At 73.4% G+C, this 10,634-nt stretch carries 11 protein-coding genes and 1 pseudogene; 6 read left to right on the top strand and 6 right to left on the bottom strand.

Translation table 11 applies throughout. The features are described from left to right. The 4 genes and pseudogenes from VM95_RS44660 to VM95_RS26235 form a co-directional block, all read right to left on the bottom strand. Positions 1–626 (bottom strand): annotated as a pseudogene (locus VM95_RS44660) (hypothetical protein); the annotation flags it as partial. Positions 627–890: 264 nt separating this feature from the next. Continuing rightward, positions 891–1,409 (bottom strand): DUF6113 family protein, encoded by a 519-nt coding sequence (locus VM95_RS26245; protein ID WP_107073096.1) that lies wholly within the window; start codon positions 1,407–1,409, stop codon positions 891–893. Further along, a complete protein-coding gene (mshB, locus tag VM95_RS26240) occupies positions 1,406–2,332 on the bottom strand; it encodes an N-acetyl-1-D-myo-inositol-2-amino-2-deoxy-alpha-D-glucopyranoside deacetylase (protein WP_045700973.1) in 927 nt (308 codons plus the stop codon). Before mshB ends, VM95_RS26245 begins: the two co-directional genes overlap by 4 nt. Positions 2,333–2,363: 31 nt before the next feature. Continuing rightward, positions 2,364–2,558 carry a DUF2304 family protein gene (locus tag VM95_RS26235; RefSeq protein WP_030062563.1) on the bottom strand — a complete coding sequence of 65 codons (195 nt, stop codon included), beginning with the start codon at positions 2,556–2,558 and terminating at the stop codon, positions 2,364–2,366. A gap of 313 nt (positions 2,559–2,871) precedes the next feature. Here VM95_RS26235 and VM95_RS26230 point away from each other — a divergent pair, with 313 nt between their 5' ends. The 4 genes from VM95_RS26230 (at position 2,872) to VM95_RS26215 (ending at position 8,314) form a co-directional block, all read left to right on the top strand. Then, the gene (locus tag VM95_RS26230; RefSeq protein ID WP_045700969.1) at positions 2,872–5,025 is read left to right on the top strand and encodes a S9 family peptidase; all 2,154 of its coding nucleotides are present in this window, start codon (positions 2,872–2,874) and stop codon (positions 5,023–5,025) included. A 345-nt stretch (positions 5,026–5,370) separates the two neighbouring features. Continuing rightward, positions 5,371–6,330 carry an ABC transporter ATP-binding protein gene (locus tag VM95_RS26225; protein WP_045700967.1) on the top strand — a complete coding sequence of 320 codons (960 nt, stop codon included), beginning with the start codon at positions 5,371–5,373 and terminating at the stop codon, positions 6,328–6,330. Beyond that, positions 6,327–7,049 carry an ABC transporter permease gene (locus VM95_RS26220; RefSeq protein WP_045700965.1) on the top strand — a complete coding sequence of 241 codons (723 nt, stop codon included), beginning with the start codon at positions 6,327–6,329 and terminating at the stop codon, positions 7,047–7,049. The genes VM95_RS26225 and VM95_RS26220 overlap by 4 nt, the downstream gene beginning before the upstream one ends. Positions 7,050–7,057: 8 nt before the next feature. After that, positions 7,058–8,314, top strand: a complete 1,257-nt coding sequence (locus tag VM95_RS26215) for a sensor histidine kinase (RefSeq protein ID WP_157882216.1) — start codon at positions 7,058–7,060, stop codon at positions 8,312–8,314. 13 nt (positions 8,315–8,327) lie between these two features. Here VM95_RS26215 and VM95_RS26210 read toward each other — a convergent pair whose 3' ends face one another. Together VM95_RS26210 and VM95_RS26205 are read right to left on the bottom strand one after the other, a co-directional pair. Beyond that, complete coding sequence (locus VM95_RS26210) at positions 8,328–9,041, bottom strand: GntR family transcriptional regulator (RefSeq protein ID WP_045700963.1); 714 nt, start codon at positions 9,039–9,041, stop codon at positions 8,328–8,330. 103 nt (positions 9,042–9,144) lie between these two features. After that, a complete protein-coding gene (locus VM95_RS26205; protein WP_045700961.1) occupies positions 9,145–9,900 on the bottom strand; it encodes a helix-turn-helix domain-containing protein in 756 nt (251 codons plus the stop codon). Positions 9,901–10,050: 150 nt separating this feature from the next. Between VM95_RS26205 and VM95_RS26200 the strand changes: the two genes are divergently transcribed. Both VM95_RS26200 and VM95_RS44655 read left to right on the top strand, forming a co-directional pair. Continuing rightward, the gene (locus tag VM95_RS26200) at positions 10,051–10,278 is read left to right on the top strand and encodes a hypothetical protein (protein ID WP_045700959.1); all 228 of its coding nucleotides are present in this window, start codon (positions 10,051–10,053) and stop codon (positions 10,276–10,278) included. Between the two features lie 29 nt (positions 10,279–10,307). Then, a complete protein-coding gene (locus VM95_RS44655) occupies positions 10,308–10,631 on the top strand; it encodes a hypothetical protein (RefSeq protein ID WP_157882215.1) in 324 nt (107 codons plus the stop codon). Positions 10,632–10,634 lie beyond the last annotated feature (3 nt).

Here is a 10,634-nt window from a genome sequence, read left to right as displayed (position 1 = left end):
GCGGCGGCACCGGCCTGCGGCCGGGCCTCGGCGGCGGCAGCGGCCTGCGGCTCGCCGCCGGGGCCGAACGGGTCGGCGGCGGGGGCGCCGGCCGGCACCGTGGCCGGCGCGGGCTCGGCGGGCTGGTTCTTCTTCTGCCGCGGCCGGAACCAGGCACCGGTGGACTCGGACTCCGAGGTCGCCGGCGGGATCGGCGGGATCTGCCACTCCGGCGGCAGGTTCGGCGGGGTGCCCTTGCGGTCGTTGCCCTCCATCACACCGAGCACGGGGGAGCCGGGCGCGGTGCGGTGCCGGCGGCCGCCGGGCTCGGGGGCCGCCGGGGCCTCCTCGGCCGGGCCGTCCTCGCCCCTGCCGGGGCCGTCCTCGTTCTTGACGGTGCTGCGGACGACGACCGGCGGGATCGGGCGCGAGCCGGGGATGTTGATCCGGACCCGGGTGGTCAGGGTGGTCTCGGTCTTCGGACCGTCGTCCTCGCCGCCCGACGCGGCGCCCTGGGCGGCACCGGCCGCGGCCCGGTCGCCGCCGGGGAGCCCCGGGGTGCCGTAGGGCGGGGTGCCCGACGGGTAGGCGTCCGGACCCGTGCGCCGCGGCGTCGGGTTGGCGTTGTCAGATTCGCGGCTGCTCAATGCTGCTCTGCTCCGGGTTCGCGGGCGGGCCGTGCGGCGCGACCGCGGTTCGTGGTCGCCGGGGCCTGGGGCCGGGTCTGTGGCCTCGCTCCAGGCGGGCGGCGGTCGGGTACGACGTACTGCGGGACCACCATACTGGGAAGAACTGAGCGGGGAACGGCCACGGACAGATCCTGATACGTCCGGTTCCTCCGGTATGAGAGTACGGCCGAACGCTCCTGACTGCGCGTCGCGTGCGGTACCGTACGCCGCGCCCCGCCGGGGTCAGCGCGGCGGGCCGGGCACCCCGGGGAACCAGCTGGTCCGGGTCGGCAGGGTGGCGCAGATCACGCCCAGCACCGAGCCGGCGAACAGCCAGGCCAGCGAGGTGGCGTTGGACCAGAGCACGTTGTCGCCCTCCGGCCGCGGCACGATCAGCAGCAGCATCGCCAGGAACCAGCCGGCCGCGGGCAGTCCGGCGCCGAGCCGGGTGCCGGTGATCCGCAGGCCGGCGTAGAAGGTCGCGCCGGTCGCGGCGAGCGCCAGCAGGACTCCCACCGGCGGCCACAAGGCCTGCACAAAGGCTCCGCACACCGACACCGCGATGCCCAGCAGGAAGAACAGGACGTACACGACGATCCGGGCGGCGCGCGGCGGTTGGGGCTCGGCCAGCCGCTCCTCGCGGGTGCCGATCACGGCCGCCGCCCACGAGCGGTCCTTCGGGCTGTCCTTCGGGTTGCCCTTCGGGCTCTCCTTCGGGCGGTCCTGGGGGCCGCGCTGCGGCCGGTCGGCGGGCGCGGTCATCGGGCGCTCCCCTCGGAGGCGGTGGCGCTCGCCCGGGCGGCCCCGGTGTCGAGGCCCGCGAACAGGTCGTCCTCCGGGCCGTCGCCGGGCCCGGCCTGGCCGTGCACCAGCTGGTAGTACTCGGTGGCGAACAGCGGCTGGCCGAGGTGGTTGGAGAGCGCGAAGGAGTCGCCGTCCACGGTGATCTGGGTGGCGTGCGCGGTCAGCGCGGCGGCCTTGTGCCCGGCGTACGCGGAGCCGTCCACCGCGGTGGTGACGACCTCGTCGGCCACCACCCCGGGGACGTCGGCGGGTTCGGCCACGCCCGGGAAGCGCGCCGCGGCGGCGGTCGCGGCGAGCCCGGCGTCGAGCACCGAGCGGGGCATCCGGTTCCAGTACACCTTGGCGGTCCGCCAGGCCGGGCCCAGCTCCGGGCGGTGCGCCGGATCCGCGGCCAGCTCGTACGCGCGCATCGCGACCCGGTGCGCCTGGATGTGGTCCGGGTGCCCGTAGCCGCCGTCCGGGTCGTACGTGACCAGCACCTGCGGCCGCACCTCGCGGATCACCGCGACCAGGTGGTCGGCCGCCTCGTCCACGTCGGCCTGCCAGAAGCAGCCGGGCACGTCGTTGTCGGGCACGCCCATCATCCCGGAGTCGCGGTAGCGCCCCGGGCCGCCGAGGAAGCGGAAGTCGGTGACGCCGAGGGCGCGCATCGCCTCGGTGAGCTCGCCGATCCGGTACGCGCCGAGGGTGTCCTCCCGATCGGCCGTCAGGTGGGCCAGCTCGGGCGGGATCACCTCGCCGCCCTCGCCGAGGGTGCAGGTCACCAGGGTGACGCCGGCGCCCTCGGCGGCGTACCGGGCCATGGTGGCGCCGTTGCCGATCGACTCGTCGTCGGGGTGGGCGTGCACCAGGAGCAGGCGGCGGCCGGTAGTCGCGGTCATGGGAGGAAGCCTAACCACCGGCCGGAGGCGGTCAGAGCTTCAGGCCGTTGATCATTCCGGCGAGATTGCTGGTGACCTGGCTGATCGACGGAGCGATCGAGCTGGACGCCAGGTAGAAGCCGAGCAGCGCGCAGACGATCGCGTGCGCGAGCTTCAGGCCGGAGCGGCGGATCAGCACCACCACGATGACCAGCATCAGCACGGCGGCGGAGATGTTCATGGCCATGTCGGCTCATACCCCTCTCGGGTGCGCCGCCCCCTGGGGAGGGCGGCGGTGGGACCGTACGGGAACCGGGGCCGGGTGACCGGGGGACGGGACGGGGCCCGACGATCACCCGCGCGACCAGTCATACCCGATGGGTAAGGGGAGCATTACATTCAGTGAGTCCGCGCGCGCCGGGGTACAGGCGCACCGGTGGGGCGCATGGGCCGGTCGGAGGGGGTAAGGACCCCTTTGGGGCGTACTTGGCCGCGATGCTCCGAACGAGTGATCAGGAGACCCGTGGCGGCGGTGGTTCGGCATCGTAGGGTCTGGTGCCATGACCTCCCACACCCCTGCGGACACCTTCCCCCGGCAGTACGCGCGGACCCTGCGCTACACCGTCGGCGCGCCCCGCTCCTTCACCGTCGCACCGGACGGCTCGCGGGTCGCCTTCCTCCGCTCGAAGTCCGGCAGCGACCGGGCCAACCTGCTCTGGACCCTCGACACCGCCACCGGCGAGGAGCGGATCGCCGCCGACCCGGCCGCGCTGCTCGGCGGCGGCGAGGAGGACCTCTCGCCCGCCGAGAAGGCCCGCCGCGAGCGCAGCCGCGAGGGCTCCGCCGGCATCGTCGGCTACGCCCTGGACGGCGCCGGCCGGCTCGCCGCCTTCGCGCTCTCCGGCCGGCTGTTCACCGCCGACCTGGTCACCGGCGCCACCGCCGAACTGCCCGCGAAGGGCCCGCTGCTGGACCCGCGCCCGGCCCCGGACGGCTCCGTCGTCGCGTACGCCAACACCGCCGGCGAACTGCGCCTCAGCCGCGCCGACGGCACCGGCGACCGGGCGCTCGCCGAGCCGGACGGGCCGAACGTCACCTGGGGCCAGGCCGAGTTCATCGCCCAGGAGGAGATGAGCCGCTCCCGCGGCTTCTGGTGGTCCCCGGACGGCGACCGGCTGCTCGCCGAGCGCGCCGACGACAGCCCGGTGCGCCGCTGGTGGATCGCCGACCCGGCCAATCCGGGCAGCGCGCCCGCCGAGGTCGCCTACCCGGCGGCCGGCACCCCCAACGCCGAGGTCACCCTGTGGGTGCTCGACCTGCACGGCGGCCGCACCGAGGTGGTCTGGGACCGTACGGCCTTCCCGTACCTGGCCCGGGTGCACTGGTCCGCCGGCGGCGCGCCGCTGCTGCTCGTCCAGTCCCGCGACCAGCGCGCCCAGCGGATCCTCGGCCTGGACCCGGCCACCGGCGCCACCGAGGTGCTGCACGAGGAGCGGGACGACGCCTGGCTGGAGGTCTTCGACGGCGTCCCGGCCTGGACGCCGGACGGCAAGCTGGTGCGGATCTCCGACGAGTCGGGGGCGCGGGCGCTGGTCGTCGGCGACCAGACCGTCACCGGGGCCGACCTGCACCTGCGGTCCGTCGTCGCCGTCACCGACGAGGAGGTGTTCTTCACCGCCTCCGGCGGCACCGAGGAGACCGACCCCGAGCCCGGCTGGATCGCGGTCGGCCGGATCGGCCACGACGGCAAGCGGCTCGCCTGGGAGTCCTCCAACGGCCGCCCGTTCACCTCCGTCACCAGCGCCGTGCACGCCGGCGGGATCACCGTCCGGGCCACCGCCGAGCCCGACCTGCCCGGCAGCCTCGTCCAGGTCGCCCGCGACCTGCCCGAGGGCGTCGTCGTCGACGACGTCGCCGTCATCGCCTCGCACGCCGAGACTCCCGTCCTCACCGCCCGCCCGGTCTTCCGCTTCGCCGGCGCGCGGCGCATCCCGGCGGCCGTCTTCCTGCCCACCGGCTACGACCGCGAGCGCGACGGGCTGCTGCCCGTCCTCATGGACCCGTACGGCGGCCCGCACGGCCAGCGCGTCGTCCAGGCGCACAACCCGCACCTCAACTCGCAGTGGTTCGCCGACCAGGGCTTCGCCGTCGTCGTCGCGGACGGGCGCGGCACCCCCGGGCGCGGGCCGGCCTGGGAGAAGTCCATCGCCTTCGACTTCGCCGGGGCCACCCTGGACGACCAGGTGGAGGCGCTGCAGGCGCTCGCCGAGGAGTTCCCGCTCGACCTCGGCCGGGTCGCCATCCGCGGCTGGTCCTACGGCGGCTACCTCTCCGCGCTCGCCGTGCTGCGCCGCCCGGACGTCTTCCACGTCGGCATCGCCGGCGCGCCCGTCACCGACTGGGAGCTGTACGACACCCACTACACCGAGCGCTACCTCGGCGACCCGGCCGAGCGGCCCGAGGTGTACGCCGCCAACTCGCTGGGCGGGTACGCGGCCGGGCTGGAGCGCCCGCTGATGATCATCCACGGGCTCGCCGACGACAACGTCGTCGCCGCCCACACCCTGCGGCTGTCCTCGGCGCTGCTCGCCGCCGGGCGCCCGCACACCGTGCTGCCGCTGTCCGGCGTCACCCACATGACCCCGCAGGAGGAGGTCGCGGAGAACCTGCTGCTGCTCCAGGTCGACTTCGTGAAGCGCTCCCTGGGGATCTGAGGGAGGGGGAGCGGGTGCCGGTGACGACGCGCACCCGTGGCCCTTCGCGTCCGGTGCCGGGGTGCCCGTGCAGCCCCGCTCCCCCTGGGCCGCGTGTGCCCCCCCGGGGGGGGCGACCAGTCCGGCGCATTCGCGGGGACAAGCTAACCCCCGCGCCTGACAATCGCCCCTGACCAGCCCCTTCGGCGGCCGGTACTCCTGTGACGGGGGTACCGGCCGCCGGCATGACATCCGTCATGCGGAAGCCACGACGGCCGGCACTGCCGCCAGCACCCGCCCGCGCGGGACTCTGAGGTGGTGCGAACAGCACCGGACGCATCACCGACAGGGGAGAGGAGCGGAGCGATGGTTGCCGAAGTGGCCGCCTTCCGCGGCGTGGGGAAGAACTACGGGCGGGTGCGCGCGGTGGACGGGCTGGACCTCGTGCTGAGGCCGGGCGAGACCGTCGCCCTGCTCGGCCCCAACGGCGCCGGCAAGTCCACCAGCCTGGACCTGCTCCTCGGCCTGCGCGAGCCCGACCAGGGCAGCGTCACCCTGTTCGGCGGCACGCCGCGCTCCGCCATCGAGGCCGGCCGGGTCGGCGCGATGCTGCAGAGCGGCGGGCTGATGGCCGACGTCAAGGTCCGCGAGCTGGTCCGGCTCGCCTGCGACGTGCACCCGCGCGGTCGGTCGGTCACGGGGGTGCTGACCGACGCCGGGATCACCGAGCTGGCGGAGCGGCGGGTCGACAAGCTGTCCGGTGGCCAGGAGCAGCGGGTGCGCTTCGCCCTGGCCATCGCCGGCGACAACGACCTGATCGTGCTGGACGAGCCCACCACCGGCATGGACGTCAGCGTCCGGCAGGCGTTCTGGGCGAGCATGCGGGCCCAGGCCGACGCCGGGCGCACGGTGCTGTTCGCCACCCACTACCTGGAGGAGGCCGACTCGATCGCCGACCGGGTGCTCGTGCTGCACCGGGGCCGGCTGATCGCGGACGGCAGCTCCGCGGAGATCAAGGCGCGGGCCGGCGCCCGCCGGGTCTCCTTCGAACTCCACGACGCGGACTTCCCCACGGCCGCCGGCCAGTTCTTCGACGAGGGGGTGCTGCGCACGCTGCCCGGCGTGCAGTCGCTGGACGTCACCGCCCGGGTCCCCGGGGTGCGGACGGTCCGGATCCGGACGGCGGATGCCGACGCGAGCGTCGCCGCGCTCTACCGCTCCGGGCTGTACCCGCGCGGGCTGGAGGTAGCCGGGCTGGGCCTGGAGCAGGCCTTCCTGACCATCACCGGCGAACTGGACGAGGCCGCGAAGGAGAACGTGCGATGACCACCCTGATCAAGCTGGAGATCCTGCGGACCCTGCGCAACCGGCGCTACCTGATGTTCAGCGTCGCCTACCCGGCGCTGATGTACTTCTTCTTCATCCACGCCTACGGCACCGACAAGCTGGCCGGCGGCCTGCCCGTGAAGACGTACTTCATGGTCTCGATGGCCACCTTCGGCTCGGTCGGCGCGGTGCTGACCGGCAGCGCGCAGCGGATCTCGCTGGAGCGCAAGAGTGGCTGGGTGCGCCAGCTGCGGCTGACCGCGCTGCCCGGCCGGGCGTACACCCTCGCCAAGATCGCCGCGAGCTCGGTGACCACGCTGCCGGCGATCCTGGTGGTCTTCGCGGTCGGCGCCAGCCAGGGCGTCTCGCTGGGCGCGGCGCAGTGGCTCGGGCTGACGGCCGCGCTGTGGCTGGGCAGCTTCGTCTTCGCCGCGCTCGGGGTCGCGCTCGGCTACGCGGCGGCGCCGGACTCGGTGCAGACCATCGTGATGATCACCTACATGGTGATGTCGCTGTTCGGTGGCACCTGGTTCCCGCTGACGGGCACCCTGGAGACGTACGCCCGGATCAACCCGGTGCACCTGTACAACCAGCTGGCCACCTTCACCCAGCCGGGGCACTCCCTGGACCTGGCCGCGGTGGCCGGGCTGGCCGGCTTCCTCGCGGTCTTCGTGGCCGCGGCGGCGGCCCTGTACCGCCGCGACACCCGCCAGGCATGATGATCGACATGAGTGACACGCGCCGGACCCACCGCACCGACGACCACATGCAGGTGGGCCTGGCGCGTGCGTCGTTCATGAACGTCCCCGGCTCCCCGGTGGAGACCCGGCGGCAGCTGCTGGTCAAGGTCGCCTGGATGCTGCTGTGGATGCTCTACCTGGCCTACCCGGCGGGCAACCTGCTGAACGGGGACCACAGCACGGCCGGCCAGGTGTTCGGCTGGTGCTGCCTGGTGGGGTTCGTGGCCGCCTACGTCCTGCTGGTGATCTTCCGCTCGCAGGCGGGGATGAAGCCACGGCTCTGCCGGGTGATCGTCGCGACCATGACCGTGCTCGCGGTCGCCGCCTCCTTCGTCCTCGGCGGCGCGTTCCTGACCCTGTTCATCTACGCGGCCGTGTGCCTGGCGATCATCGCGCCGGCGCGCTACGCGCTGCGCGGGCTCGCGGGCATGGCCGCGCTCACCGCCGTGACCGGCCTGCTGATCCACGCCGGGAACGACAACACCTCCACCTTCGCGCTCAGCGCCTTCCTGTCCGGCGTCGCGATGACCGGCCTGCAGCGGCTGGTCGCCACCATGCAGGAACTGCGCGAGGCCCGGGCGGCCGTCGCCCACCTCGCCGCCTCCGAGGAACGGCTGCGGCTGGCCCGGGACCTGCACGACCTGCTCGGGCACTCGCTGTCGCTGATCACCCTGAAGAGCGAGCTGGCCGGGCGGTTCATGGACGCCGGCAAGGACGAGGCGGCGCGGGCGCAGGTCGCCGACATCGAACAGGTCGCCCGGCAGTCGCTGATCGACGTCCGGGAGGCGGTCACCGGCTTCCGCCGCCCCACCCTGCCGGTCGAACTCGCCGCCGCCCGTACCGCCCTGGCCGCCGCCCAGGTCCGCCTGGAGGTCGCGCCCGACCTGGCGGACACCTGGCCCGCCCTCGCCAACGAGGAGGCCGGCGCCCTCGCCTGGGCCCTGCGCGAGGCCGTCACCAACATCGTCCGCCACGGCGAGGGCGCCACCGTCTGCACCGTGACGGCCGACGAGACCTGGGAGGCGACCGGCGAGCGCTACGCCGTCCTGGAGATCGCCGACGACGGCCCCGGCCCCGGCAAGTCCCAGCCCGGCAACGGCCTCTCCGGCCTCCGCGAACGCCTCGCCCTGGTCGACGGCCGCCTGTGGACGGGCCCCGGCGACCGCGGCAAGGGCTTCCGCCTCCGCGCCTCGGTGCCGCTGCGCCCGGCCGCCGTCGCCTCGGAGCCCCACCCGCAGGGCTGAGCGGCCGAGGAGATCAGGGCGCGTAGTCGTAGCCGATGGTGAAGCGGGTCGGCAGGCAGGACTCGGTGTACTCGATGATGCCCTGGTCGTCCGACCAACGGTGGACCAGCGCGAGGATCGGGGCGCCGGGGGCGAGCGCGAGGGCGGCGGCCTCGCGGGCGTGCAGGTCGTCGCGGCCGGTGGTGATGGTGCGGCCGGTTGCTTCGAGGATGCGGGCGGTCACGCCGTCGTTGCGGGCGGGGTTGGTGTTGAGGAGGTCCGGGCACACGGCCGCGAACTGGGCGGGGTACCAGGAGACGGCGAACATCGTCCGGGCCTTGCCCCGGCCGACGATGTACTCGCGGCGGATGATCTGGTCGCCGGTGTCGAGGTCGAAGAGGTCCGCGACGTACAGCGGCGGGACGACCAGTTCGGCGGCCGTGACCCGGCTGGTCTCGCCGTCCATCAGCCACGACCCGCGGCGGCTGACCCGGGCCAGCCGCTCCTGGCTGCTGGCGGTGACGCGCGGATCGTCCGCCACGAAGGTGCCGCGCGGGCCGGTGCGCAGGTAGCCCTCCACCTGGAGGTGCTGGAGCGCGAGCGAGGCAGTGGCGACGGCCACCCCCCACTGCCCGCAGATCTCAGCGGCATCGGGCAGCTTCGCGCCCGGTGGCAACGCGCCGGAGAGCACCTGCTGGCGGTAGTGGTCGGCGAGGACGGTGTACGTCGGCGGCGCTCCAACGGGCATGGCTGGCTCACGCTCTCGCTTCCGAGGGGCAGTGAGGGCAGGCTAGCCCCGCGGAGCGCGGTGCGAGGAGTGGGAAGTCGGCCAGGCCGACTTCCCACTCCGGTCAGATCTGCGGAGGAGTGCTGAACCGACTGACGGTCGTGGCGTTCGTGGACCGGTCGAGCAGGCGGAACTCCCAGGGGCCGGTGTTCACTTCGAACTCCTTGCCGAAGCCGACCCACTTGCCGGTCATGCAGCGGCCGGTCGGGTCGATCAGGAGCTGTATGGCGCCGTGGTAGCGCGCGCCCTGGTAGTAGCCGTCCTGCGCGGTCTGCTCGGTCCAGGTGCCGGTGACGACGTTCCGGTCGACCGTGAGATCGATCGAGAGCGGCGAGTCGGGGTTCGAGGACGCGCCCGGGAGCGACCGCGCAGTGATGCGATTCCCGCGCTGGGTGAACAGGACGTGGTGCAGCCCGGTGAAGGTGCCCTCGCGGCTGCTGCTGAAGAACTCGTAGTGGCTGAGCCAGATCCCGGAGAAGTTCTCGCCGCTCGGTCCGGGAGCGCGGCTCGGATCGACGTCTCGCTCGACACTGCTCATGTCGTGACCTCCTCTACCGTCGGCGCTGACTCGTGGTGGCAACAATGGAACCTCGAAGCCGAGGTGTTCCACTGGAATTCTTGTGACGGCTTCGAGAGCGCGAACGTACACCGGACGAGGCGACCGCACTTCTCCGGACTCCCAGCGTTGGACCAGCCGCTTGCTGGCATCGTTGGGCTCCCCCTGATCATCTCCCGCTGTCCGAAGGCGCTTGGCGAACTCGTCCTGGCTGAGGCGCAGGCTGACCCGCACGGCCCGAAGGGTCTCATTCGGAGTCGTCATGTCTCCCAGCCTAGGGCGAATCACCCCTCAATGACGCCGAAATGACGTCTTGTTATGCCGCCGAAGAGTCCTCTTCTCGCCGTCGCGACGGGGCGGTTCGGAAGGGGACGATTTGGCCCACCGGTTGGCGAAGCGATCGAGGTGGTGGCCATGGGGTCGAGGCTGGTTCGGGAGACCGAGGAGATCCGGCGGGAGGCGGCGATGGTGTTCGACGACCTTCAGGCCGTGTTGGCGGCGGTGGGGGTGAAGTTGCCGTCGCTGCGGGTGGATTGGGCGTCGGTGAAGACCACGGGGGTGGTGGTCATCCAGTTGGGGGCGGCGGCGCCGCGCGAGGTGGCCGGGCTGGTCGAGGTGCTGCGGAAGGGGGCCCGGGCGTGAGCGGGTGGGTGCCCGAGGTGGGGGAGACCGTGGCCATCGTGCCGCCGGACTGGGAGATCAGTACGCCGTGGGCGCCTCGGATTCCGGCGGAGGTGGTGGAGGTGGCCGACAACCTGGTGACGCTCACTGTTGACGGGAACCTCCGGCTCCGGCGCCTGCACCAGATCGAGCCGTGGACGGGCGAGGCGAAGGCGTACTTCCCCGAGTGCGGCGAGTTGGTTCAAGACCGCCGGGCGAATCGGATCGGTGTCCTCATGGATGTTGTGGGCGGCCGGCTCTACCTCCGCCCGCCCAACGGCGGTGTCGAGTGGGTCGCTGATCTCCGCCACGTTGTCCCGGTGGGAGCTGCATAGGAA

It is taken from the genome of Streptomyces rubellomurinus (assembly GCF_000961885.1).
Lineage (GTDB): Bacteria > Actinomycetota > Actinomycetes > Streptomycetales > Streptomycetaceae > Kitasatospora > Kitasatospora rubellomurina.
Note: the sequence above shows the minus strand (reverse complement) of the source record. Positions and strands in the feature narration are given on the sequence as shown.

What these genes read in the sequence shown, in the direction of transcription:
- VM95_RS26235 (WP_030062563.1), bottom strand. Translation starts at nt 2,558, where the DNA reads ATGGCCATGAACATCTCCGCCGCCGTGCTGATGCTGGTCATCGTGGTG.
- VM95_RS26245 (WP_107073096.1), bottom strand. Translation starts at nt 1,409, where the DNA reads ATGACCGCGCCCGCCGACCGGCCGCAGCGCGGCCCCCAGGACCGCCCG.
- VM95_RS26215 (WP_157882216.1), top strand. Translation starts at nt 7,058, where the DNA reads ATGAGTGACACGCGCCGGACCCACCGCACCGACGACCACATGCAGGTG.
- mshB (WP_045700973.1), bottom strand. Translation starts at nt 2,332, where the DNA reads ATGACCGCGACTACCGGCCGCCGCCTGCTCCTGGTGCACGCCCACCCC.
- VM95_RS26210 (WP_045700963.1), bottom strand. Translation starts at nt 9,041, where the DNA reads ATGCCCGTTGGAGCGCCGCCGACGTACACCGTCCTCGCCGACCACTAC.
- VM95_RS26200 (WP_045700959.1), top strand. Translation starts at nt 10,051, where the DNA reads ATGGGGTCGAGGCTGGTTCGGGAGACCGAGGAGATCCGGCGGGAGGCG.
- VM95_RS26230 (WP_045700969.1), top strand. Translation starts at nt 2,872, where the DNA reads ATGACCTCCCACACCCCTGCGGACACCTTCCCCCGGCAGTACGCGCGG.
- VM95_RS26225 (WP_045700967.1), top strand. Translation starts at nt 5,371, where the DNA reads ATGGTTGCCGAAGTGGCCGCCTTCCGCGGCGTGGGGAAGAACTACGGG.
- VM95_RS26220 (WP_045700965.1), top strand. Translation starts at nt 6,327, where the DNA reads ATGACCACCCTGATCAAGCTGGAGATCCTGCGGACCCTGCGCAACCGG.
- VM95_RS26205 (WP_045700961.1), bottom strand. Translation starts at nt 9,900, where the DNA reads ATGACGACTCCGAATGAGACCCTTCGGGCCGTGCGGGTCAGCCTGCGC.